The organism is Corynebacterium sp. Marseille-Q2823 (genome assembly GCF_903645345.1).
Lineage (GTDB): Bacteria > Actinomycetota > Actinomycetes > Mycobacteriales > Mycobacteriaceae > Corynebacterium > Corynebacterium hiratae.
Genome location: NZ_CAHJXS010000003.1, coordinates 300,497 through 325,502, shown reverse-complemented (window position 1 = coordinate 325,502; position 25,006 = coordinate 300,497). Strand labels below are relative to the sequence as shown.

Sequence of the window (25,006 nt, the reverse complement as noted above, 5' to 3'; positions counted from 1 at the left end):
ACTAACCATTTCCCGGCGGGGCTAACTTTAAGTCCCCATGTCTCCTCGACGTCGAAAGGCCAAGGCCTAGCCACTTCTTCGCAGCTTCGCGGTTGCATCACACAGCTGGTTCTACTCAGATGGTTCAGGTCATACGGTTTACTTGCCCCCAAACGAACCTTCTAGCAGCCTAAGGAAGGTTTGTTTGCCCCCCAAACAAACCTTATGACTGGAGCCTTTCCACTGGAACCATCTTCGAGCATCGATGCAGGCCGCTAATCAGCCAGCTGATGCGGACTTGGAGGCCGGCCCGCAGGTGGGGCAAGCCGCTAGTGAGCGGTGTCTTCGGCGACGAGGAGGTCGGTGACGATGCCGTCCGCGAGCAAGCGGCCCGCCTTGGTCACGCGGAGGTGGTCGCCGGCGTGCTCCAACAGGCCGCGCTCGATGAAGCGCGCGGCGACGGGCTCGGCGGCCGGCGCTAGCCACGAGGACGGGATGCCCTCGCGCAGGCGCAGGCCCAGCATGATGCGCTCGGTGTGGCGGTCGGCGGCGCTGAGCTGCTCGCGCTCCTTGATGGGAAGCTCCCCCTCGCTGACAGCCTTGATGTAGGTCCGCGGGTTCTTCACGTTGAAGAAGCGCTCGTTGCCCAGGTGCGAATGCGCGCCTGGGCCCGCGCCCCACCAATTGCCGTCTACCCAGTAGATGCGGTTGTGCTGGCACTCCCCGCCCGGCTTGGCCCAGTTGGACACCTCGTACCACTCGAAACCTTCGGCTTCGAGCGTGGAGGAGATCATCTCGTAGCGCCGGGCCAGCACGTCCTCATCCGGGGCTGGCAGCAGGCCCTTCGATACCTTGCGGGCCATACGCGTGCCATCTTCCACGATGAGCGAATACGCGCTGATGTGATCCACCCCGGTCTCCAGGGCGCGCTCCAGTGTCAGGGCAACGTCGGCGTCCTCTTCTGTCGGCGTGCCATAAATCATGTCCAAGTTGACGTGCTCGAAACCCGCATCGATGGCTTCGCGCGCCGCATCGAAGGCGCGGCCCGGCGTGTGGGCTCGCTCCAACACAGCGAGTACGCCCGGCGAGGCGGACTGCATGCCGAGGGACAGGCGGGGGAAGCCGGCGTCGAGAAGCCCGGCGAAGTACTCCGGCGAGGTGGATTCCGGGTTGGATTCTGTGGTCACCTCCGCGCCTAGGGCGAGGCCGAAGGTATCGCGGACCTTCGACAAGACACGGCCCAGGCCGTCGGCACCCAGCAGGCTCGGCGTGCCGCCGCCGATAAAAACGGTCTCCGCTTCGCGGCCCACCTGCGCCGCCGCCATCTCCAGTTCCTTCTCCAGAGCAGCCAGATAATCGCTGGTCAGGTCCCCTCCCAGCTCACCCGGGGTATAGGTGTTGAAGTCGCAGTAACCGCAACGGGAGGCGCAGAAAGGAACGTGAATGTAGAGACCAAAGGGATCCATGGGAACAAAGTATCCGACAGCGCCGTTAAAGCGGTAGTCTATAGTGCAGATTTGCAACCCCGATAGTGAAGAAAGGCCTCTTTTAAGTGGAACCTCCGAGTCGATGTCCCCGCCGCCTCTTTAAGGCGGTGGGGTAAGCCGTGTTATCTGCCATCCTGATGATTGTGGCGGGTTTCGCCGTCATCGCTCTCATTATCGTGGCCAACGCCTACTTCGTGGCGCAGGAATTCGCCTTCATGTCGGTGGACCGCACGCAGCTGCGCCAGCGCGCAGCGACTGGGGATAAGCCCGCGGAGCGCGCCTTAAAGATCACGCAAAAGACATCCTTCATGCTCTCCGGCGCGCAGCTGGGTATCACGATTACCGGCCTGCTCATCGGTTATGTGGCCGAGCCCCTCGTGGGCCAAGGCCTGGGCCAGCTGCTGGGCGGCGTGGGCGTGCCCACGGGTGTATCCGTCGCGGTAGGCACCGTGGCGGCGCTTGCTATTTCGACGGTTCTCACCATGCTCTTCGCCGAGCTCTTCCCGAAGAACTACACCATCGCAGCCCCCATGAAGTCAGCGCTGTGGCTGTCCGCATCGACGATGTGGTACCTCAAGATTTTTGGCTGGCTCATCCACTTCTTCGAGTATTCCTCCAATGCCCTGCTCAAGTTATTCGGCATCGAGCCGGTGGAGGATGTCGATTCTTCTGCCACCACCGATGACTTGGAGTCCATCGTCGATGCTTCCCACGAGGCCGGCGACTTGGATGAGGACACCTACCTGGTGCTCGACCGCCTCCTCGACTTCCCCGAACACGACGTGGGACACGCCATGATTCCGCGCTCGCGCGTGGATGTCATCGAGCCGGACACCACCATTGGTGAGGTCCGCGAGATGATGTCGGAGAACCACACGCGCTACCCCATCATCGATGATGAGCACAATCCCATCGGCGTGGTCCACCTTTACGATGTTCTGGGCACCGAGCTGCCTCCGGCTACCCCAGCCCGCGAAATCATGAAGGAACCCGTGGTGGTGCCAGAGCTTATGCCGCTTCCCGACGTCGTCACGGAGCTGCGCGACGCCGACGAGAAACTCGCCTGCGTCATCGACGAATACGGCGGCTTCGTGGGCATCGTGACCATGGAGGACTTGGCCGAGGAGATCCTCGGCGATGTCACCGACGAGCACGACCTCGAAGAGACCGAGGAGATCACCGAGCAGGACGAGACCCACTGGATCGTCGACGGTGACACACCCATCGACGAGGTCGAGCGCGCCATCGGCCACGACCTGCCCGAGGGCGATTTCGAAACCGTCGCCGGCCTGCTCATCGCGCATTCCGGCACGCTGCCGGAAGAAGGCGAAGAGCTTTCCATCGAGCTTGAGGCCGAGCCGGAAGATTGGGTCGACGGCGACGAAGCCCCCATCCGCACGCTCAACGTGCGCGTCGAGGAAATCGACCGCCACGTTCCCTCCGTCCTGGCACTCGAGCTCGTGGAGGAATTCCCGGAAGGAGACGATGACTAATGACTGATACCTGGTGGTTCAACCTCCTTATCACTGTTCTCATCATCGCTGCTTCCGCGTTCTTCGTGGTCATCGAGTTCTCCCTCATGGGCGCGCGCCGCAACCGCTTGGAGGAAACCGCGGAATCCTCGGCGGCTTCGCGCGCAGGCCTGCGCTCGCTCAATGAGCTGACCATCATGCTGGCCGGCGCCCAGCTGGGCATTACCGCCGCGACCTTCGTCCTGGGTGCCGTGACCAAGCCGTGGGTCCATCACCTGTTGATGACGCCACTGGAGGCCCTTGGCCTGCCGCTGGGCGTTGCTGACGTCGTTTCCTTCCTGCTGGCCCTTTTCGTCGTGACCTTCCTGCACCTGGTCATCGGTGAAATGGCGCCGAAGTCCTGGGCCATTGCTCACCCGGAGACCGCCCTCCAGCTCATCGCGGTGCCCGCCCGCGGCTTCATCTGGCTCTTCCGTCCGCTGCTGCTCTGGATCAACAAGATGGCCAACAAGCTGGTGACGATGGCCGGCGAGGAACCCGTCGACCGCGCTGGTGCGGCCGGCTATGACGCGGAGACCCTGCGCCACCTGGTCGAGCACTCGCGTCTGACGGGCACGCTTGACGACGACTCCGCGAACCAGATCACCGGCGTCATCGAGCTGGAAGCTTCCACGGCCGCACAGTTGGCCCGCGAGCACGGCTCGGAAATCCTGCCGCTATCCTCCGATGCCACCGTGGCTGAGCTTCATGACCTCGTGGTGCGCAAGTCCATCATGCGCGTGCTGGTCTACCCGCGTACCTCGCGCATCCCGCGCATCGTTCACGTGCGCGATACTTTGCTCGCGGACCCGGAAACTCCGGTACTGGACTTCTCCCGCCCCGCACTGGCGGTGGGCTCCTCCTCTACCGTGCAGAAGACGCTGGACCAGATGCGCGCCCGCAACGAGCAGCTCGTGGTCGTGGGCAAGCCCACCAAGGACAAGACGGTGTGGATTTTGACCTGGGATGACATCATGGGTCAGCTGTGGCCGCAGATTACGGAGCAGCTGGACCAGGCCGCACCGGCGTCGAAGAACCCAGGGGTCTAGCGCTTACGCGCTAGACGGTGACACACGAAGCTAAGCGTGGCACACGAAGCTAGGCGGTGGCACGCAAAGTTATTCGTGCCACACTAGCAACGAAGAGCGCCACCGAGAGAGGGAGTCTCGGTGGCGCTCTTCTTAGGTAATCCTTGTGTGTTGGCAACAAGGAAGTCTGTGATGCGGCGACTAGGCGGTCGTGGCGGCCTTCTTCTGGCGCTTGGCGCGCACACGGGCAACGACGGCGTCGATACGCGCGCGCTCCTCTAGGAAGGGCGGCGGGTTATGCCCACGCATGGTGCGCACGAAGGCGGGGTGCGCCTCAACGACGGTGTGACGCCAAGCCTGCACGGCGATAAGGGCGGACTCGCCGGCTCGCTTGTACAGGTTCGGCAAGGAGACCACGTCGAGGTTGCGGGCCACGGCGTCGGTTTGCGCCAGCACGTACTCGACGAGCTCGCGCAGGTAGGCGGCCACCGCGGCGGTGCGGCCACGCAGGGTTTCTGCCAGCTCCGAAACCACGACGGGCGGGCCGGAGATGGGCAAGCCCTCAGCCAACGCGCGGGCGGTAAGCTGCTTCGGCTCCTCGACATCATTGTCACCGGAGGAAGCAGCAGAGATGGTGCCGGACTTCAGCCCGGAGACCAGCGCGTGGCGCAGGCCGATGAGCTCACCGACACAACGCCCAGAATCCACGCGGGCGTCCTCGACAATGTCCCCCAGCTCAGCCAAGCAGTCGAGGGAAAGTTCATCATCCCAGTCCTCGATGGCCTCGATGAGGTGCTCGATGTAGTCAACGACTTCGTCGCCGATGTTATAGATTTCTTGGGTCAGCTCACGGTGGCGCAGCTCGGCTGCGATTTTGTGCATAGGCTGCCCTTTCCGCGAGAACCTCTAGTTGAGGTTTAGAGTTTTTCTGACCCCGCTGACTCTATTAGAGATTCTCCCGTGGGTCTGCGCGACACTCCGAAGGAATTCACAGACTCCGTCCAGCGGCTGCATGCCGCCGGACCGTACCTGCGCCGCCGTTACTTCTTGCCGGCGTAGAGGCGCTCGATATCCGCTGCGTAGCGCTGCGCCACGACATAGCGCTTCACCTTCATCGTGGGGGTGAGCTCGTTGCTTTCCTCGGTGAGGTCCTGGTCGAGGATGACGAACTTCTTGATGCCCTCGGCGTGGGAGACCGTAGCGTTGACCTGGTTGATGGCGTCCTGGATATCCGCGCGTAGTGCCGGATCCGCTGCCACCTCACGCATGCCCTTGGTCGCAGAAATGTTGTGATCGGCCTTCCAGCGCTTGAGCGCATCCTCATCGAGTGTGAGCAAGACGCCGATGAAAGGCTTGCCGTCGCCGACCACCATGGCCTGGGAAATCAGCGGGTGGGAGCGCAGGATATCTTCCATCGGCCCCGGCGAGACGTTCTTACCGCCAGCGGTGACGATGAGGTCCTTCTTGCGGCCGGTGATAACGAGTTTGCCGTCCTCATCAATCTCACCCAGGTCACCGGTGTTGTACCAGCCGTCCTGCAGGGAGTTCTCTGTGGCCTCCTCGTTCTGCCAGTAGCCCTTGAAAACGATATCGCCCTTGATCATGATCTCGCCGTCGTCGTTAATGCGCAGCGTCGTTCCACCCAGCGGCGGGCCAACGGTGCCGATGGACTGGTCCACGAAGTCCACGGCGGCCGCAGCCGCGGTTTCGGTCAGGCCGTAACCCTCGTAGATGGTCACGCCGATGCCGCGATACCAGTGCAACAGGTCCTGCGAGATGGCCGAGCCACCGGAGATGCAGTACTTGACTTCGCCGCCCATGGCCTGACGAATGGCGCCGTAGACCAGCTTGTCATAGGCCTTGCGCTTGGCTTTAAGAACTCGGTTGGGCCCCTCCGGGGTATCCAGTGCCTTCGAGTACTCAATAGCGACCTTCTCAGCGCGATCGAAGATGGCGCCCTTGACTGCAGAAGAACCATGGGCCTTGGCGGAAGCGCCGTTGCGTACCTTCTCAAACACGCGCGGCACGCCCAGGATCAGGTTCGGGCGGGAACGCGCGAATTCAATGGTGATGGTGCTGAAGTCGGACCAGTGGTTCTGGGACGCGCCGCCGATGGTGACCGCGAGGGACACCGCGCGGCTAAAGACGTGCGCTAGCGGCAAAAAGGTCAGAACGTGGGAGCCCGGCACGGCGATAGCACCGATGGGGTTGGTCAGCAGGCCGCGGGCCTCCGCCAGCCAGTTGCGGTGGGTCAGCATGCAACCCTTGGGACGCCCGGTGGTACCCGAGGTGTAGACCAGCGAAGCGACGTCATCGGTGCCCGTGGCTTCGATGCGCTGGTCGACGGTGTCATCGCTGACATCGCGGCCCTCAAACTTCAGCGTATCGATGGCGGAAGAGTTGATCTCTAGGATGCGGCGCAGCTGGGAAGGAGAGCCGTGCAACTGTGGGGTGCCGTCCTCTTGCAGCTTCAGGTGCTTGACCAGCTCGGAGTGCTCACGGGTTTCCGTAATGGCGAGGACGGCACCGGAATCCTCGATGATCCACTGGACCTGGGACATGGAAGAAGAAGGGTACACCGGAACGGAGATAGCACCGGCCGCCCAGATGGCGTAGTCCAATAGGGACCACTCATAGCGGGTGGTAGAGATAAGAGCCACGCGGTCGCCCTGCTCCACGCCGAAAGCGATGAGGCCCTTGGCCACCGCGTAGACTTCCTCCACGAATTCCTTGGCAGTGACGTTGACCCACTCATAGTTCGCGGGGCGGGTAAACAGCACGCCATGTGGGCGGGCGTGCGCCGTGGCCATCATGGCGGTAAGGCAGGTCTCCCCGTCTTTGATCTCGAACTCCGCTTTCGTGTGCGCTTCATTCAAAGTCACAGTTGTGTCCTTTCCCACAAAAAGTAAATTCCAGCCCACTCTACCAACCGGATTTCTCCCGCGCTCGTGGAGGGCGTGGCACAATTGGGGGATGTGACTACCCGTGATCTGCTTCAAGAACTTGCCCAACGCCACGGTGTGGCCTGCGAGTACACCGCCCAGAACGGACAGCCCGTGTACGTCAGCGAGGAGACTATTACCTATACGCTGCGCGCACTCGGCGTCTCTATCTCCGACCGTCCGGACGATGAAGAGCTAACCCAAGCCTTGTTCGAGGATTACCTCGAGCGTGCCTCCCGCCCGCTGCCGCCGTGCGTGGTGGCCCGCGAAGGCGCCGAAAAGGCTTTGCCGTCCACGTCCACGACGGCGACCCCGCCACCGTGACCATCGAGCTGGAAAACGGCGAGACGCGGCCGACCTACCAGGATCCGAACGACGCCCCGGCTGCCGACGTCGCCGGAACCATGTGGGGCGAGGCCAGCTTCCACGTTCCCGGGGACCTGCCCTTAGGTTTTCACAAGCTGCGCTTGTCCTCGCCCGGCATCGGCGAACACGAGTGCCCGCTCATCGTGGTGCCCAATCACCTCAGCACTGCGGATCGCTACCTTGACCGCCCCGCGGCGGGCGCGATGGCGCAGCTGTATTCGGTGCGCTCGGAAAAGTCCTGGGGCATGGGTGACTTCGGGGACCTCGCCGAGTTGGCGGAGACCTTGGCGCCCGATTATGACTTCCTCCTTATTAACCCGCTGCACGCGGGCGAGCCAATCCCGCCAGTGGAGGATTCGCCCTACCTGCCCACCACGCGGCGTTTCATCAACCCGATTTACATCCGCATCGAGGATATTCCGGAGCTGAAGCTGCTCAGCCCGGAGCTTCAGGAGGACGTCGCCGAGCTCGCCGCCGAGTTCCGCGAACGCAACCGGTCTGCCGAAGAGATCGACCGTGATTCCATCTTCGAGGCCAAGCTGCAGGTACTGCAAGAGCTCTTCAACCAGGGGATGACCCCGGAACGCCGCACCGCGTTTAGTGAATACCAGCGCCGCGAAGGCCGCGGGCTGCGCAACTTCGCGCTGTGGTGTGCAGAGACTGAGCTGGATCGCCACAGCGGCCGCCGCCACGCGCTGAGCCTCGACGTCAACGACTTAGCCGAGTTCTATTCCTGGCTGCAGTTCCTCTGCGATGAGCAGCTGGATGCCGCCCAGCGCCGCGCGCTCGACGCCGGCATGAGCATCGGGCTTATCACCGATATGGCCGTGGGCATCCACCCCGCTGGTGCCGATGCTGTCAACCTCTCCGAGTACCTGGCTCCCCAGTGCTCGGTGGGTGCTCCGCCGGATGACTATAACCAGCAGGGCCAGGACTGGTCGCAGCCGCCGTGGCACCCGGTCCGTCTGGCAGAAGCCGGCTACGAGCCGTGGCGCGATTTGCTGCGCACGATGCTGGGCAACGCTGGCGGTCTGCGCGTCGACCACGTGCTGGGCCTGTTCCGCCTCTACTGGATCCCGCGCCAGTCCACCCCGCTCAACGGCACCTACGTGACCTATGACTGGGAAGCCATGCTCGGCATCCTCGCGCTCGAGGCCGAGCGCGCCGGCGCGGTCCTCGTGGGCGAAGACCTGGGCACCCTGGAACCCTGGGTCCAGAATGCCCTGCAGGACATGGGAGTACTTGGCACCACGATCATCTGGTTTGAGCACGCCAACGAAGGCCCCACCCCGCGCCCGCAGGATCAATACCGCCACATGGCGATGTCCTCGGTGGGCACGCACGATCTGCCGCCAACGCTCGCCTTCCTGCGCGGTGACCACATCGCACTGCGCGCCCGCCTGGGTCTGTTGACCCGCCCGGTGGCGGAAGAAGAGGCCGAGGACCGCGCGTGGCAGGAAGAGGTCAAGGATAACCTGCAGGCCTATGGCATGTTGGAGAACCGCAAGAACGAAGAGGACGTGTTGGTTGCCCTGCACCGTTACATCGCAGGAACCCCCTCGGCGCTGACGGTCACCAATGTGGTGGATATGGTCGGTGACGTGCGCGCACAGAACCAGCCGGGCACGACGAAGGACCAGTACCCCAACTGGTGCATCCCGCTGTGCAATACCGCCGGCGATCCCGTCCTCTTGGAGGATCTACCGAAGCAGGAGCTCTACCAGCGCCTCGCCCAAGCCGCCAAGAGGCCAGGGGACGAACGCTAAAGCGTCGTCCCTTTAAAGGACGACGCCCACCACCGCCACCACGACGATGAGCGCGATCATCAGCCACAGGGTCACGCTCACTCGGGATTTAGGCAGTGCCCGCTTGCGGTGGACATGTTCGGAGCGCTCGGGGTCCCACAGGCCTTCGCGGTGATCATCGGGAGTCATGGTTCTTCATCCTAGTCACGGGCACAAGCCACGAATACACCCGGTCGATTGCCCACATCAGGAGCCACCCCATGACGGTTGCGGCCGGCACCGCCGTGACGGCGAGCACCGCCATTTGCACCCACACCGGCGCCTGCACGAGCCATTCCATGCCCTCAGGGTAGCCTGTTGTGCATGAGCCGTGCACCTTTCACCGTCACCTGCCCCGCGGGCACCATCACCGGCTACCTCGATGAGGACGTGGCCCATTTCCATTCCATCGAGTACTCCCATATCCCCGGGGATTTTGAGAACCCTGAGCCCGCACCGCCACGTGACCAGGATGCGCGCACCCCGCACCCAGAGAAGACCGCGCTGACCATCACCGCCCCCGCGCCCGGCAGCCGCGCGACGTCCCTGGCGCCGACGTTGGTCTATATCCACGGCGGCCGCTATGAGCACGGTTCCCACGAGGATCCCCGCGCGGAGGGCACGCCGACCGCACAGGCGGGCATCGTCCACGTGCAACTGGGCTATCGCGTTGGGCTGCCGGGGCTTGCCCGTTTTCGTGATGACGAGCCCGACCGCTACCGCGCCATCGAGGACCTGCAGTTGGGCTTGGAATGGATCCAGAACAACATCGAGGCATTCGGCGGCGATCCCACCAACGTCACCATCTTGGGCCAGTCCGCCGGCGCCAACGCCGTACTGTGGCTGTGCCGGCGCGACCACTACCGAGGGGCGTTTCGGCGAGCGCTAGCTCTGTCCCCGGGCTTCCCGCGCGAAACCTTCGAGGAGCGCAGCGCCACCCTGCGCCAGGTGATGAAGAAGCCCATCACGCGTTCCTCCCTGGCGGCGATGAGCCAGGAGGAGCTCGCCGCCGGCTACGCCAAGTTCCGCAAGAAGTACAGCCTCGATATGGCGCTGGGCCCCACCCCGCTGGAGTGTGGGCAGCTTGCCGACGTCCCCCTCATTCTCGCCAGCACCCGCGACGAGTTCTACAACATCCCAGCCACGCAGAAGGTCGACCGCTCCCCTTTCCGTGCCCTCATCCTGCGCTATGCGGCACCGCGCTTCGGCTTTCCCCGCAACGGTTTCAAGCCCTGGTATCAGGTGGCACAGCACATGGACAAGGACCGCCCGATGGGCCGGATGGTGGGCGATGCCATCATCCGCCGCTGGGCGGCCGAGGTGGCGGAGAAGGCCCCGGGTGAGACCTGGATGGTGGAGTTTACTCGTTCCTCCGGCCCGGCCCTGCACTGCGAGGAGCTGCGTCCGCTCTTCGGCAGGACGCCGCTAGCCCAGTGGCTGCAGGACTTTGTGCGCACAGGCGAGCCCGGATTCGAGGCCTACCGCCCGGAGCACGCTATCTGGGAGTACAACCTGGATAACGACGAACATCGCGTGGCGTATTCCAGCTTGGATTATATTTCGGCGGCCTTTGCCCAGGACGGCAGTCTGCTCTGATCCGAGTGCGTTAAGCCAAAAGGCTGGACTTAGGCCAATTTAGTGCGGAACAATCCCACCCCACCGCCGAAAACCACCAGGCAGCAGTATCAAGAGTCACGTTGCTCACCCACCCAAGACCTAAGTCAGGCCACAATGACCGTTTCCGTAGAGCACTGCACGTCTCTTCCCAAACGGATTATCTCTTCGCTCCCTCGCAATGCGCAACGTCTGCGTCCCTCCATCGACATGCTGGAAGCATCGGACAAAAGGCGTCTGACAAAAGGCATCAGTCAAAAGGCGTTTTCTCGACTGAAAACGCCATTTACTCGTGGCAGATGGCGTTTTTAGACCCAAAGATGCCTTTTGCCAGATGCCTTTTACGGGACGCTTTCCTGACGTAGGCCAATTGAGTGCGGAACAATCCCCCCTCACCGCCAAACAACACCTGGTAGCAGTGTTATGAGTGACGTTGCTAACCCATCCACGACCTAAGTCGGGCTTCGAGGCCTACCGCCCCGCACGCAGAAGGGTTAGGCCAAGAGAGCCGCGCGCAGCGGCTCGTGGGTCAGTTCCTCCACCATCCACGGGCTAAAGGCAAAAGGCGCGGCGTCGACGGCAGCGAGCACATCGCGCACCGGCGCCCACGCGAAGGAGTCGACCTCCTCCGGGTTGGGCGTCGGATCGTCTGCGGTCTCGAAGAGATAGACTGGGCAGATTTCATTCTCCACCACGCCGGAGGAATCCACCGCGCGGTAAGCAAAGTCCGGCAACACCAAGCGCGGCGTACCGGTCAGCCCAAGCTCGAAGCGGCCGCGGCGCACGACGGCGTCGCCAGTCGGCTCATCCGGGCCCGGGTGCCCACAGAAGGAATTGGTCCACACGCCGGGCCAGGTCAGCTTGGACAGGGCGCGGCGGGTCAGCAGCAGCTGGCCATCGCGTACCACCCACGCGGAAAAGGCAAAATGCAGCGGGGTATCTGCGGTGTGTACGGCGGCCTTGTCAGCGGTGCCGGCGGGCTTGCCCTCCGGCGAGGCTAGAACGACGAGTTCCGTCATAGATTGAGGTCTCCTACATAGCGCACGTTGCCGATGCTAAAGCGCGCGTTCCAGAGGTTGCCTGGGGCAACGTTATAGACATATTGAAGGTTGGTGGACGCACCGGCGCCCAGAGGGTGATCCAGGCCCGGCGCGGCTAGGTCCACGTTGACCTCCGGGTCATAAGGGACAGGATCCACGGTGGCCCAGCCGCCGTTGCCGTCGGCGCGCTCCAAGGTGGGTTCCGCGAGGGCGTCGGCAGGCAGGGGCACCTCGTTGAGGTTGTGAATCTTCACCGTCAGCACCGTTCCACCGCCGCCGGAGTACAGCCCCTGGAGCTCGAACTCCACGTTGAGCCCCTCATCTTTGACGGGTGCCGCCAGGTTGGAGGTGACCTCATGAGCGTCTACGTCCTTGGCCTCAAAGGTCGGCGGCTCCGAGCTAGACACCACGATGTTGTCCTGCGGGCCCACGTCCGGCGGCTGGAGGATGCTGCAGCCTGACAAGGCAGCCAGGCACAGCGGGGCGCACGCTAAGGGGAGGTATTTCTTCACCGCGGATCCTTTTCCATCACGACTTCGGTTTCTCCCCTACCTTAGTCGACGGGTTGGATATTCCTATTAAGGGCGTAACATCGGCCGGCGATGAACTCTATTCTCCGCATCGTCCGCAGCGCATCCGCCCTGTGGCCGTTTTATCTTGGCGTCCTTATCACCGCGTCAGTCACCGCGATTCTGTCGCTGCTGACCCCGTTTATCCTCCGCGAGGCCACCGACACCGTCGTCGCGGGCGGCCCGCTGCGCACCATCCTGTGGTGGGTCGTGGCACTCTTTGTGGCGGATGCGCTGGGCAACGTGGTGAAGAATATCGGTGGTTATATCGGCGATGTCATGGTCGCACGCCTGCGCCAGATTCTTTCGACGCGCTACTTTGCCAAGCTGCTTTCCGTGCCGCAGGGCTACTACGATAACCAGGTCACCGGCACCATCATCGCGCGCTTGGACCGCTCGATTGCGAATATCACGCAGTTCCTGCAGTCCTTCTCCAATAACTTCTTCGTCATGCTCATCCAGGCGGCAGCGGTGCTGGTCATCACCGCGGTGTACTACTGGCCGCTGGCCATCCTGTTGGCCGCGCTCTTCCCTATCTATATGTGGCTAACCGCACTGACCTCGGAGCGCTGGCAGGAGTTTGAGGCCATCAAGAATGAGAACATCGACGTGGCCAACGGGCGCTTCGCGGAGGTCATCAGCCAAGTGAAGGTGACCAAGTCCTTCGTCGCTGAGGCCCGCGAGTTGGCCTCCTTCGGTTCGCGCTACCGCACGGTGGTGGATACCACGAAGCCGCAGTCGCGCTGGTGGCATTCCATGGATACCGCCCGTGGCGCGGCCATGGCGCTGATCTTCTTAGGCATCTATGGCCTGATCTTCTGGCGCACCTTGGAGAGACACTTCTCCATCGGTGACATGGTCATGCTCCTGCAGCTGGTAAACATGGCTAAGCAGCCGGTGTTCATGATGAGCTGGATCGTGGATGTCAGCCAGCGCGCCATCGCCGGCTCCAAGGACTACTTCAAGGTCATGGAGGAAGTCCCGGAGCCCACGGTCAACCCGCAGCTGGTCGCCGCCGCTGAAACCTCCGACGTGCCGGAGCTCGACCTCACCCCGGCCGAGCCGCTGCGCCCGACCGAAGGCCCAGTCTTCGCCTTCGAGGACGTGTCCTTCTCCTATGAATCGGATAAGCCGGTCGTCGCCGATATCACCTTCGCCGCCCAAGAGGGCCACAAGGTGGCACTCGTCGGCGAGTCCGGCGGCGGCAAGTCCACCTTGGTCAACCTCCTGTTGGGCCTCTACCAGCCCACGGAGGGAAAACTGACGGTACTGGGCCACGACACTGCGGAACTTACTGCGGAGCGCCTGCGCGCCTCGGTCGGCGTGGTCTTCCAGGAGTCCTACCTCTTCTCCGGCACCATTCGGGAAAACATCGCTTATGGCAAGCCGGGGGCGACGATGGAGGAGATCGTGGACGTCGCCAAGCGCGCCAATGCACACGGCTTCATCGAAGAATTCCCCGATGGCTACGACACCGTCATCGGCGAGCGCGGCCTTAAGCTCTCCGGCGGGCAGAAGCAACGCGTTGCCGTGGCGCGCGCCATGCTGAAAGACGCCCCCATCCTCGTCCTCGACGAGGCCACCTCGGCGCTGGACACCAAGGCCGAGCGCGCCGTGCAGGCGGGTCTGGACGAGCTAATGAAGGACCGCACCACGCTCATCATCGCGCACCGCCTGTCCACCATCGCGGACGTGGACACCATCATCACCCTGGACCGCGGCCGCATCTCCGAGATCGGCTCGCCGGCGGAGCTAGCCCAGTCCGGCGGAATCTACGCTGAACTGCTGCGCCTGACCCAATCCGCCTCCGCCGCCGACCGGCAGCGATTGAAAAAATACGGATTCGTCCAAGCCACCGACGAGTAAGGTGGGACGCATGCGTTTCCCTAGCCTGAAAGAACTCTCCGCCCGCGGCACCCGCAAGTGGACCGTCTATGACGAAGACGTCATCCCGCTGTGGATCGCCGAATCAGACTTCCTCACCGCGCCGGCGGTCAAGGAGGCCATCCAGGAGGCGGTCGACGCCGAATCCTTCGGCTACACCCCAGCGCCCAAGGCCTCCGAGCTCAACGCGGCAATAGCAGATTTCTACGAATCGCGCTACGGCTGGCGCCCAGAACACGTCTTCTGGATCGGGGATGTGGTGCGCGGCTTGTTGCTCGGCGTGCAGTACTTTACCGAAGGCGCGGTGGCCGTGCCGGTTCCCTCCTACCCGCCGCTGCTGGAGCTGCCGGAGACCGCTGGGCGCGAGAAGATTGAAACCTCGCTGGAGCTCGACGATATCGAGCGCGCCTTTAAGGCCGGCGCCGGCTCCATCCTGCTCTCCCACCCCTATAACCCGCTGGGCATCGTCTTCGACGAGGATTGGCTGCGGGGACTCGTGGAACTGGCGGAGAAGTACGATGCCCGCATCCTCTCCGATGAGATCCACGCCCCGCTGGTCTACGAGGGCCGCCACATCCCGCTCGGCGCTTTGTCCGACCGCGTTATTACCGTCACCGCCACGTCCAAAGCATGGAATACCGCAGGGCTAAAGTGCGCGCAGGTGATCTTCTCCAACACCGCGGACGTCGAGCGCTGGAACTCGCTGACCGGCGTGGCCAAGGACGGCACCGGCACGCTCGGCGTGCTGGCGGCAGAGGCAGCCTACCGCCACGGCAGCGAGTTCCTCGACGAGGAAATCGAGTATCTGAAGAAGACCCGCGACTGGCTGGTAGAGGAGCTGCCCAAGCGCGTGCCGGGGTTGAAGACCTCCCACCCGCAGGCCACCTACCTGCTGTGGTTGGACTTTAGCGAGACCGCCATTGGGGATGACCCGAAGCCCGCGGCCTGGGTGCGCGAGCACGCCAAGGTAGCCCTCAACGAGGGTGTCACCTTCGGTACGGGCGGCGAGCATCATGCCCGTCTTAATTTCGCAACCTCACGTGAGCTGCTGGAAGAGGCACTCGACCGGCTGGAGAAAGCATTTAGCTAAAATTTACATCTCATGCCATGGGCATTATCCTTAGAAAAATGTCCATAAATGACGTTCAGGCCCCCGCCCAGTCCGCTTCGAAGACGAGCTCGCCCATCGGCATCGTGATCGTTGCCTCCCTCATGCTCTTCTCCATGTTCTTCGGAGCGGGCAACCTCATCTTCCCACCGGAGGTCGGTGTCTCCTCCGGCACCAACTTCTGGCCGGCCACCTTGGGCTTCCTCGCCGCCGGCGTGGCACTGCCGGTCTTAGCGGTGATCGCGGTGGCCATTTCCGGTCAATCCGTGCGAGACATCGGAAACCACGGCGGCAAGATCTTCGGCGTGGCCTTCTCCGTCATTGCCTACCTGGCCATCGGTGCCTTCTACGCCCTGCCGCGCACCGGCGCGGTGTCCATGGAGACTGCGATTACCCCGCTGCTCGGGTGGGAGGGCACCTTTGCCAACGGTGCCTTCAACGTCGTCTTCTTCCTCATCGCTTTGGCCCTGGCCTGGCGCCCGAATGACATCATCGACACCCTAGGAAAGTTCCTGACCCCGGCACTGGTCATCCTGCTCGCCGTCCTCATCACCCTCGCTACCGTGGCGAATCCCCGCGTTCCCGGCACCCCGACTGAGGAGTACGCTTCCACGCCCTTCGTCACGGGTCTCTTTGAGGGCTACAACACCATGGACGCCATCGCCGGCCTGGCTTTCTCCATCGTCATCGTGACCTCGCTGCGTTCCAAGGGCTTCTCCACCGACCGGGCGCTGCTGCGCGGAACCATCACTTCCACCGTCATCGCCGGCGCGCTGCTCGCCGCTATTTATCTGGGCCTGGCGTGGATCGGCCAAACCATGCCGAACGGTGCATCCTACGATTCCGGCGCCGCCTTGCTTGCCGACGCCTCCAATCTCACCATGGGCAACGTCGGCCAGGCCGTCTTCTCCGCCATCGTCATCCTGGCGTGCATGACCACCGCCGTGGGCCTGATTTCCGCCACCTCGGAGTTCTTCGCCATGCTGGTACCGAAGACCACCTACCACTTCTGGGCTTGCTTGTTTACCGCACTGTCCATCGCCTTCGCCTTCCAGGGTCTGGACACGGTGCTTGCCATCGCGGTGCCCTTCATCGTGTTCTTGTACCCGCCGGCTATCTCGTTGATCGCGCTGACGCTTCTGCAGCCGGCGGTCAAAAAGAGGGTCACCTTCTACTGGGGCTTCCGCTTGGCGCTGTGGGTCTCCGTCCTGTGGTCCGCCGCCACTTCCTTCGGCGCCCCGCTCAGCTTCTCCCCTGGTCAAGACGTTGGCCTGGGCTGGGTAATTCCCACGCTCCTCGCATTTGCCATCGGGGTTATCATCGACGTTGTATCTACATCCTCGTCGAAGAAAAGTGAGTAGTCCATGACGCCTCGCGCGGCTCTATCCATCCTCGATTTCTGCACCATTTATGAGGGGGAGACTCCTTCTCAGTCCATGGCTAGGTCGGTCGAACTAGCGCAACAGGCGGAGGCCTTGGGCTTTAAGCGCATGTGGTACACCGAGCACCACAACATGCCCTCCATTTCCTCGTCCTCCCCGGCGGTGCTCATCGCCCACATCGGTGCGAAGACCGAGCGCATTCGCCTCGGTGCTGGTGGCATCATGCTGCCGAACCACGCGCCTTATGTTATCGCTGAACAATTCGGAACCCTCGCCGAGCTCTACCCCGGCCGCATCGACTTAGGCTTGGGCCGCGCACCCGGCACCGATATGAAGACCTTGGGCCGCGCCCTGCGCCGCGATAGAAACGCCGCCGAGCGCTTCCCCGAGGACGTCAAGGAGCTGCAGGGCTACCTTTCCGGCAAATCTCTCGTCCCCGGTGTGCAGGCTATCCCCGGCCACGGCACGAACGTGCCGATTTACATCCTGGGCTCCTCGCTTTTCGGTGCCTCGCTGGCCGCCAAGTTCGGGCTGCCTTATGCCTTCGCCTCGCACTTCGCCCCGCAGCACTTGGAAGCCGCCACGGCCTATTACCGCGAGAATTACCAGCCTTCCGAGGCCCACCCCGAGCCCTATGTCATCGCCGGTGTCAACGTCACCGCCGGGGATAACGCAGAAGAGGAATTCGAGAAGGTCTGTTTCCGCCGCGTTAAGGCCTTCGTCAGCCGCGGCAAGCAGCTCAGCGACGCCGACGTCGCCCGCATCATCGATTCTCCGCAGGGCCAGCAGATCATCGCCATGCTGCAATACTCCGCCATCGGCAGTATCGAGCACGTGCGTGAGTACCTCACCGACTTCCAGAGGGTGGCTCAGGCGGACGAGCTCATGATTTCTCTGCAATCCACAAGCCACGAGGCCGCGTTGGGTAACATGAGTAACCTGGCACAAGCGTGGCAGATGTAGACGTACGCGCAGGCGCGCGTACGCACATCTTTACCCGTCACAGCGTTGTTCTACATAGAGGAGAATTTCGGTGGCCCTTCGCCGCACACAGCAACACAGCATGATCGCTGACTACCTGCGCAACCTCATTCGCAGCAAGAAGCTTTCTCCTGGCGATTTCCTGCCCAGCGAGGCCGAGCTCTGCGAGCAATTCTCCTCCTCCCGCGGCCCCGTGCGCCAAGCCGTCGCGGCTTTGCGCTCGGAAGGGCTCATCTCCTCCGGCCGTGGCCGCCGCTCCGTCGTCCTCGGCCGTTTTACCTCGGAGTCCTTCGATTCCATTTACTCCGTGACGCACTGGCTGCGCGAGCGCGGCTTCGAGCCCGGCGCGTCCACGTTGTGGCTGGGGCGCTGCCCTGCTACCGATAGGGAGGCCGAGTTCCTGCGGGTAGAAACCGGCTCCCCCGTTATCTTTGTGCACCGCGTGCGCAGCGCCAACGGCATGCCCATCGCCATCGAGCGCATGTTCTTCCCATTGGACGTGGGCAGCCAGATCCTCAGCTTCGATGCCGACAATGAGTCCATCCACGATCACCTGCGCAAGCAGGGTGTGGACTTCGACAGCGTCAACCGCGAGCTCTCCCTTGCCTACGCCAGCGAGGAGGATGCGCGTTCCCTCAATGTCGAGCCCGGCATCCCGCTGTGGCGCCTGCACCTCGACATCTCGGATCACTCCGGACATCCCGTCGAGTGCACCCAAATCCTGTACCTCGGGGACCGCATGACGCTTGGCATGACGAACGTGCGCGGCACCACGTCCCCGCTCGAGGTCAAGCTGTCGGAAGGATGATGAAGACTTGGCTAGGCGCGCTGGGGGTGGTCGTGGGGGCGTCGTTAAGCGCGTGTTCTGCCGGCTCCACGGCAGTGGTTGATTCGGATTCCTCCGCGCTGACGCTGGCTACCACGACGCCGGCGACCTCCCTGGATTTCACCACCGTCGGCGGCGCCGCCATCCCGGCAGCGCTCATGAGCAACGTCTACGAGACCCTGGTGCGCATCTCCCCGGAGGGAGAGATTGTCCCCGGGCTCGCCGAATCCTGGGAGGCCGAGCCCACGCGCTATACCTTCCACCTGCGTGAGGCCTCCTTCTCCAACGGCGAGGCTTTCACCGCGCACACCGCCGCGTGGTCCATCAACGCGGTGAAGACGGAGTGGACGAACGGCATTAGCGCCCAGATGGACGTGGTGGAATCCGCCACGGCTGTCGACGATCACACGCTGCTCGTCACCCTTAAGCGGCCCTCCGCCGGGTGGCTATGGTCCATGGGCACCGCCATTGGCGCGATGCGCACCCCCACCGACGCTGTGGGCACCGGCCCCTTTGCCGTCGCGGGCTTCTCCCCCAACGAGTACATCGCGCTGCGCGCCCGCCCCGACTACTGGGGCACCCCAGCGGAAGAAGACATCACCATCCGCTACTTCCCGGATTCCCTCACTGCGGTCAACGCGCTGCGCTCCGGCGGGGTCGACGCAGTGTGGGGCGTGCAAAACCCCGAGCTGCTCGACACCCTAGGTGACTCCATCGAGACCGCAGTCGGCACCACGAACGGCGAGGTGCTGCTGTCCATGAATAACCAGGCAGCGCCTTTCGACGATCCCCGCGTGCGCCGCGCCGTGGCTTATGGAATCGACCGCCACGCCGCCAACGAGATCCTCTGGGAAGGCCGCGCGCAGGACACGGGCGGCGCACCCGTCCCGCCGACTGATCCCTGGTTTAGCGGGAAGGACTACTACCCTTACGACCCGGCGCGCGCCCGCGCGCTGATGGAGGAGGCCGGGGCGGTGGGCACGCCGCTCACGCTCACCGTGCCGAGCCTGCCCTATGCGCAAACGCTCTCCGAGTTCCTCTACTCGCAGCTCACAGAGATGGGCTTTGAGGTCAGTCTGGAAACCGCGGAGTTTCCCGCGGTGTGGCTGAGCCAAGTCATGGGCGCCAAGGACTACCAGATGTCGCTCGTCGCGCACGTCGAGCCGCGCGATATCCCCACCATCTTTGGCAACCCTGACTATTACCTCGGCTATGATTCGCCGCAGGCCCGCACGCTGTTGGAGCAGGATGACATGACAGGGGCCGTGGACCAGATTATGGAGGACATGCCCGCCCTGACCTTGATGAACATGCCCAATATCGTGCTCTACCGCGAGGGCCTGACCGGCCTGCAGCCGAATCAGATCACCGATGCCATTGAGTTGCGAGGTGTGCGATGAGAATCCTGCGCTTCCTCGGCACCATGTGGGCCGCCTCCATCATCATCTTCCTGCTCATGCGGGCCGTGCCCGGCAACCCGGCGCGCGTGGCCTTGGGCGTCAACGCCACGGACGAGGCCGTGGAGAAGCTGACCCACTCCATGGGCTTAGACCGCCCGCTCATCGTGCAGTACCTGGAGTGGATGAAAGGGCTGTTAACCGGCAACTTCGGAATCTCCCTGTCCTCGCAGCAGGACATCACCCCGCTGGTGATTGACCGCGCGCAGGTTACGCTGTTGCTCATTGGGCTGGCCATCGCCCTCGCCCTGGTCGGTGCTATCCCCATGGGCATCCTGCTCGCCCGCTTTCGCCTCCCCGTGCTCAATGCCGCCACGCAGCTGGGCATCGCGGTACCGAGCTTCCTCGTCGGTATTTTGCTGGTTGCCGTGTTCTCCGTGCACCTGGGATGGCTGCCGGCCAACGGCTGGCAGCTGCCTCGCGAGGGTTTGAGCCACCTCGTGCTTCCCGTCATCTCGCTGGCGCTGGTGCAAGGAGCGATGCTCACCCGCTACGTGCGCGCCACCCTCCGCGAGGAAATGGACAAGGACTATATCCGCACCGCCCGCTCCCTGGGTGAATCCCGCACCGGGGCGCTCATCCGCCACGGCCTGCGCAACGCCGCCCTGCCGGTGCTCACCGTCACCGGCGTGCAGCTGAGCACCCTGGTGGTGGGCGCGGTGGTCATCGAGAACGTCTTCGTCATTCCAGGTCTGGGCTCGCTGCTTCTCGACGCCGTCTCCACCCGCGACCTCACCACCGTCCAGACCCTCATCATGGTCTTCGTGACCTTCACCCTGACCGTCAACCTGCTCACGGACCTGGCCTACCGGGTCATCGACCCAAGGCTCAAGGAGGCGCGATGAAACCCGGCTACATTCTGGTGGGCCTGACCATCCTGCTCGCCCTGGTCTCCCTGGTGTGGACGCCCTATGACCCCAACCTCATCTCCCCAGACCGCCTGGCCGGCCCCAGCCTGGAGCACCTCATGGGCACCGACCGCTTCGGGCGCGATACCTTCTCCCGCATCCTCGCCGGCGCCCAGATCACCGTGCTGGTGGGCGTGGTGGCGGTGGCCATCGCCGCCCTCATCGGGGTACCGCTGGGCATTATCGCCGGGATGCGCGGTGGTGGCTTCATCATGGCGGCCACCGACCTGCTGCTCGCCTTCCCCGCGCTCCTTCTGGCCATCGTCGCCGGCGCGGTGTGGGGCTCGTCGACGCTCACGGCGACCATCGCCATCGGCATCGCCGGCATCCCCTCCTTCATCCGGGTCACGCGCTCGGGCACGCTGCAAATCATGACGCAGGACTATATCGCCGCCGCCCGCATCTCGCGCGTGCCGCCGGCGCTCATCGCGTGGCGCCACGTCCTACCCAACCTCGGCGGCATCGTGGCCATCCAGGCCTCCGTCTACTTTGCGTTGGCCGTCCTCGCCGAAGCCGGCCTCTCCTACCTCGGCCTGGGCACTGCCCCGCCGACCGCCTCGTGGGGTCGCATGCTGCGACGCCCAACCCTCTGGCCACCCACCCTCCAAGCGCTGTGGCCCGGGCTGGCCATCGCCGGCACCGTCCTCGGATTCAACCTGCTAGGAAGCCATGCTGACCGTCACTGATCTGCGCGTGGGCCCCGTCGGCCCCCTCTCCTTTTCCATCGCACCCGGCGAGCGCGTCGGCCTCATCGGCGATTCCGGCAGCGGCAAGTCCCTGGCGGCTCTGGCCATCATGGGGCTGTTGCCCGACCACCTGCAGGCCACCGGATCCATTAACTTCAACGGCCAGGAGCTGCTGGGCATGCGCGACCGCGACCTGCGCAAGCTCCCGCTGGCCATGGTCTTCCAAGAACCCATGACCGCACTCGACCCGCTGATGAAGGTGCCCGGCTTCAACCGCTTCCCGCACCAGCTCTCCGGCGGACAGCGCCAGCGCGCGCTCATCGAGATGGCCATGGCCCGCCGCCCCAAGCTGCTCATCTGCGATGAGCCGACCACCGCCCTGGACCCCTTCACCCAGGAGGAGATCCTCTCCACCATCGTCGATGCCGCGGACAGCGAAGACACGGCGCTGTTGTTTATTAGCCATGACCGGGACGTCGTCAAGCGCGTGTGCGACCGAGTCGTGCGCATCGGTGAGCTCACCACTCCCGACCTCACCCCGCCGCCCACGCCCACCCTGGGCGAGCCCGTCATCGAGCTGCAGACCGTAACCAAGACCTACCGCGGGGTGACCGCGCTGGACGACGTCTCCCTCACCGTCCGCGAGGGCGAGCGCCTCGGCATCGTCGGTGGTTCCGGCTCCGGCAAATCCACGCTGCTCAAGCTGCTCACGGGCCTTACGCAGCCGACCTCGGGGACAGTGGCGGTGAAGAAGCGGGTGCACATGGTCTTCCAGGACCCCAAGGGCTCGCTCAACCCGCGCATGCCCATCTGGAAGATCGTGGCCGAAGGCGGCGGGACGCGCGAAGAAGCCGAAGAGGTCCTGCGGGAGGTCGGCATCGACGGCTTCGAGCGCTATCCCCGGGACTTCTCCGGCGGACAGCGCCAACGCATCTCGCTGGCGCGCGCCGTGGTGGGCAAGCCGGAGATTCTGCTGGCGGACGAGGCCGTCTCGGCCCTGGATGCCACCTCGCGGGCCCAGGTCCTCGAGCTTCTACAGCGCGTAACGAAGGACATGACGCTGGTGTTCGTCTCCCACGACATTGACGTCGTGCGGCACTTATGCCCCACGGTGGCGGTGCTACAGGACGGCCGGCTCGTGGATCGCGGCGAAACGAGTAAGGTGTTCTCCCGATATGGAACACCCACTGCCGCAACGTCCTAATGCACTTCAGCTCTTTACCGCCTTTAACACCTCCGCGCGCCGCTGGCCCGGTGCCCTGCGCGCGGCGTTGGCGATCATTATCCCCGGCGGGATCGCTGTAGCGACGGGCCACCCGGATGCGGTACTGCTCATTTCGGCGGGCGCGTTCTCCGTCATTTATGGCGAGGGGCAACCCTACCGCACGCGACGCCGCGTGATCCTCACCGCTGGCGGGCTGCTCACGCTGGCGGCCACGGCTGGTTCCCTCGTCGGCGTGCATGGGCTGGCGCTGTCCGCGGTGTTTACGGTGGTGCTGGCGACGACCGGCGCGTTCGTGCAGAATGCGCTGCGGCTGCCGCCGCCGGGTTCCTTCTTCATCGTGATGGTGGCCGGCGGCTCCACGATGCTGCGCGGGGTCTCGCCCTGGGAGGTGGCCGCATGGAGCCTGGCCGGCGTGGCGGCGGGCTATGTGCTGGGCATGCTGCCGCGTTTCCGGGATCCGCACGGCCCGGAGACCCGCGCGGTGGCCGCGTTGGAGAAGGCCGCCGATGCCTTCGTGAACTCCGATAGCGATTTCCTGGCTCGCCACCACCAGGCGCAGTCCGCGATTTCCACGGCTTGGCAAGCGCTTGCCGACGCCGGCGTCATCCGCGGCGGTCGCATCCGCCACCCCGCCCAAGCGGAGCTGGTGCACCGCGCGCTGGCCGCGCAGCAGCGCATCGTGGCGCACCACAAGCAGGTCGGCGGCAACTCGGATGAGCTGTCTGATTCCCCCACCTACGTGGACCCGGACCGCACCACCATCCCGCACACCAAGCCGACGATGCGCTACCGCTTCTACCGCGCCGCGGTGGGCAATTCCCACGCGGTGGTAACAGCGGAAAAGATTGCCCTCGGTGGCCTGGCCACCGCGTTCATTGGCATGGCGCTGGGGCTTAACCGCCCGGACTGGGGCGCGGTCTCGGTGCTCCTGCTCTTGCAGTGGGGGCCGGACCGGGTTCCGGGAACGATTCGCGGTGTGCAACGTATGCTGGGCTCCGTCTTAGGAGTGTGCGTCTTTGCGCTCATTGCGTCCTTCAGCCCGCACGGCTGGGGGTTGGTGCTCGCGCTGGCCTTCTGCCAGTTCTGCGCAGAGATTCTGGTGGTGAAGAACTACGCCTTGTGCGTCATCTTCTCCACGCCGCTCGCTTTGCTCATGGGCAACTCTTCGGAGCACATGGCCCACACCATCGGCTCGCGCATGGCGGAGATTGGACTCTCCGTGGTCGTGGCGATGCTCTTCCTGTGGCTGTGGAAGCCGCGCGCCCAGCTGACCAACCACTACCGCCTGCAAACGCGCTGCTTCGAGGCGATGGCCGCCCTGCTCGGCGCGCTACTCATCAAGACCCCCGAGGAAGCGCTGGCACAGCGGCGCGACCTGCACTACGAGCTGCTCTCGGAACGGCGTAGCATCCAGTCGCTGGCGACCAACCACTCCGATATCAGCGAGTTCTGGGAGCGCCACACCGCCTTGCAACCGGCCGGCTACTTCCTCTTAGATTTCTGCGTGGTCAATCCGCTCTCGCAGCCCAGCCGCGCGGAATTGGACACGCTCATCGAGAAAATCACCGCAGCGGAAATGCGTCAATGATCTCGTAGCGGGGCCCACCGCCGCGCCCCTCTCCCAAGAAAGATTGGACGAGGCTGATTTCCGTGACCTCGAACTCGGGTCCGCGGTAGACGCTCAGCGCGTGCACCGCATCCGGGATGAGCCACGGATCCCGCGTCCGCCTCCCTGCCCGGGCCAGCGTGAGGTGTGGGCGCGATGGCTCAAGCATGAGGTGTTTGACCTGCCCTTTGACGCCTGCCCACAGCACCTGTTTCTCAAAAGAGCCAGCCCCGCTCAGGCTCAGCGTGAGCGGCCCCGCTTCGATGCCGCGCAGCGCCTCGCGGACCTCCACTGCGTCATTGGGCTGTTCCCCGAAAAAGTCGAGGGTGATGTGCCAGTTATCCGGGTCCGTCCACCGCAGCCCGTTGTCCTTGAGCGGGCGCACGGCCCGCACCAGGTGCTCACGGGCCTCTGCGGAGGGAAAGAGGGCGCTGAAAAGGCGAATCATTTCACCGACAGCAACAGGTTCGGATCGAGTACGTGTTCCTCCACGAGTTCGAAGAGAGCGAAGGCTTCCTCCAGCTCACGGACATTCTCATCAAAATTAGGCAGCGACATGGCATTCCAATCGACGCAGAAATAGGTTCCTTCATCCTAGCTCACACCACTGTCATTTCGCGCAC

Annotated in this window: 20 protein-coding genes and 1 pseudogene; 14 read left to right on the top strand and 7 right to left on the bottom strand. The window is 64.0% G+C overall.

The features are described 5' to 3' along the window. Positions 1-308: 308 nt before the first annotated feature. Complete coding sequence (gene hemW, locus HWX44_RS05390; protein WP_175973518.1) at positions 309-1,445, bottom strand: radical SAM family heme chaperone HemW; 1,137 nt, start codon at positions 1,443-1,445, stop codon at positions 309-311. A 140-nt stretch (positions 1,446-1,585) separates the two neighbouring features. Here hemW and HWX44_RS05385 point away from each other — a divergent pair, with 140 nt between their 5' ends. Then, a complete protein-coding gene (locus HWX44_RS05385) occupies positions 1,586-2,959 on the top strand; it encodes a hemolysin family protein (RefSeq protein ID WP_175973516.1) in 1,374 nt (457 codons plus the stop codon). Next, positions 2,959-4,026, top strand: coding sequence for a CNNM domain-containing protein (locus HWX44_RS05380; RefSeq protein WP_175973514.1), 1,068 nt, complete (start codon positions 2,959-2,961; stop codon positions 4,024-4,026). The genes HWX44_RS05385 and HWX44_RS05380 overlap by 1 nt, the downstream gene beginning before the upstream one ends. A 180-nt stretch (positions 4,027-4,206) precedes the next feature. Here HWX44_RS05380 and HWX44_RS05375 read toward each other — a convergent pair whose 3' ends face one another. Both HWX44_RS05375 and HWX44_RS05370 read right to left on the bottom strand, forming a co-directional pair. Next, positions 4,207-4,887, bottom strand: a complete 681-nt coding sequence (locus HWX44_RS05375; RefSeq protein WP_070513599.1) for a hypothetical protein — start codon at positions 4,885-4,887, stop codon at positions 4,207-4,209. 158 nt (positions 4,888-5,045) lie between these two features. Further along, positions 5,046-6,887: an AMP-dependent synthetase/ligase gene (locus tag HWX44_RS05370; RefSeq protein ID WP_175973512.1), complete on the bottom strand. Its 1,842-nt coding sequence runs from the start codon at positions 6,885-6,887 to the stop codon at positions 5,046-5,048. Positions 6,888-6,980: 93 nt separating this feature from the next. Here HWX44_RS05370 and malQ point away from each other — a divergent pair. Next, positions 6,981-9,079, top strand: a pseudogene (gene malQ, locus HWX44_RS05365) (4-alpha-glucanotransferase). Positions 9,080-9,091: 12 nt separating this feature from the next. Here the strand turns inward: malQ and HWX44_RS05360 are convergent. After that, on the bottom strand, positions 9,092-9,247 hold the full coding sequence (locus tag HWX44_RS05360) for a hypothetical protein (protein ID WP_168162657.1): 156 nt from the start codon (positions 9,245-9,247) through the stop codon (positions 9,092-9,094). Between the two features lie 174 nt (positions 9,248-9,421). Here HWX44_RS05360 and HWX44_RS05355 point away from each other — a divergent pair, with 174 nt between their 5' ends. Further along, entirely contained in the window at positions 9,422-10,693 is a 1,272-nt protein-coding gene (locus HWX44_RS05355) for a carboxylesterase family protein (protein ID WP_175973510.1), read from the top strand. 512 nt (positions 10,694-11,205) lie between these two features. Here the strand turns inward: HWX44_RS05355 and idi are convergent. Continuing rightward, entirely contained in the window at positions 11,206-11,730 is a 525-nt protein-coding gene (gene idi, locus HWX44_RS05350) for an isopentenyl-diphosphate Delta-isomerase (RefSeq protein ID WP_049157265.1), read from the bottom strand. Then, complete coding sequence (locus HWX44_RS05345; RefSeq protein ID WP_046649026.1) at positions 11,727-12,263, bottom strand: hypothetical protein; 537 nt, start codon at positions 12,261-12,263, stop codon at positions 11,727-11,729. Before HWX44_RS05345 ends, idi begins: the two co-directional genes overlap by 4 nt. Positions 12,264-12,353: 90 nt before the next feature. Here HWX44_RS05345 and HWX44_RS05340 point away from each other — a divergent pair, with 90 nt between their 5' ends. The 10 genes from HWX44_RS05340 (at position 12,354) to HWX44_RS05295 (ending at position 24,365) form a co-directional block, all read left to right on the top strand. Further along, a complete protein-coding gene (locus HWX44_RS05340) occupies positions 12,354-14,186 on the top strand; it encodes an ABC transporter ATP-binding protein (protein ID WP_175973508.1) in 1,833 nt (610 codons plus the stop codon). A gap of 10 nt (positions 14,187-14,196) precedes the next feature. Next, on the top strand, positions 14,197-15,294 hold the full coding sequence (locus tag HWX44_RS05335; protein WP_175973506.1) for a MalY/PatB family protein: 1,098 nt from the start codon (positions 14,197-14,199) through the stop codon (positions 15,292-15,294). Between the two features lie 38 nt (positions 15,295-15,332). Then, positions 15,333-16,673, top strand: coding sequence for a branched-chain amino acid transport system II carrier protein (gene brnQ, locus HWX44_RS05330; protein ID WP_175973504.1), 1,341 nt, complete (start codon positions 15,333-15,335; stop codon positions 16,671-16,673). A gap of 3 nt (positions 16,674-16,676) precedes the next feature. Continuing rightward, the gene (locus tag HWX44_RS05325) at positions 16,677-17,657 is read left to right on the top strand and encodes an LLM class flavin-dependent oxidoreductase (protein WP_175973502.1); all 981 of its coding nucleotides are present in this window, start codon (positions 16,677-16,679) and stop codon (positions 17,655-17,657) included. A gap of 70 nt (positions 17,658-17,727) precedes the next feature. Beyond that, a complete protein-coding gene (locus tag HWX44_RS05320; protein ID WP_175973500.1) occupies positions 17,728-18,483 on the top strand; it encodes a GntR family transcriptional regulator in 756 nt (251 codons plus the stop codon). Continuing rightward, positions 18,483-19,901 (top strand): ABC transporter substrate-binding protein, encoded by a 1,419-nt coding sequence (locus tag HWX44_RS05315; RefSeq protein WP_144013492.1) that lies wholly within the window; start codon positions 18,483-18,485, stop codon positions 19,899-19,901. Before HWX44_RS05320 ends, HWX44_RS05315 begins: the two co-directional genes overlap by 1 nt. Beyond that, positions 19,898-20,803 (top strand): ABC transporter permease, encoded by a 906-nt coding sequence (locus tag HWX44_RS05310; protein WP_070702381.1) that lies wholly within the window; start codon positions 19,898-19,900, stop codon positions 20,801-20,803. Before HWX44_RS05315 ends, HWX44_RS05310 begins: the two co-directional genes overlap by 4 nt. Then, positions 20,800-21,552: an ABC transporter permease gene (locus HWX44_RS05305; protein WP_175973498.1), complete on the top strand. Its 753-nt coding sequence runs from the start codon at positions 20,800-20,802 to the stop codon at positions 21,550-21,552. The genes HWX44_RS05310 and HWX44_RS05305 overlap by 4 nt, the downstream gene beginning before the upstream one ends. Then, on the top strand, positions 21,536-22,756 hold the full coding sequence (locus HWX44_RS05300) for an ATP-binding cassette domain-containing protein (protein WP_175973496.1): 1,221 nt from the start codon (positions 21,536-21,538) through the stop codon (positions 22,754-22,756). The genes HWX44_RS05305 and HWX44_RS05300 overlap by 17 nt, the downstream gene beginning before the upstream one ends. Continuing rightward, a complete protein-coding gene (locus HWX44_RS05295) occupies positions 22,728-24,365 on the top strand; it encodes an FUSC family protein (RefSeq protein WP_175973494.1) in 1,638 nt (545 codons plus the stop codon). Before HWX44_RS05300 ends, HWX44_RS05295 begins: the two co-directional genes overlap by 29 nt. Here the strand turns inward: HWX44_RS05295 and thpR are convergent. Further along, positions 24,340-24,831, bottom strand: coding sequence for an RNA 2',3'-cyclic phosphodiesterase (gene thpR / locus HWX44_RS05290; RefSeq protein ID WP_083318728.1), 492 nt, complete (start codon positions 24,829-24,831; stop codon positions 24,340-24,342). The two genes, HWX44_RS05295 and thpR, sit on opposite strands and share 26 nt — an antisense overlap. Between the last annotated feature and the right edge of the window lie 175 nt (positions 24,832-25,006).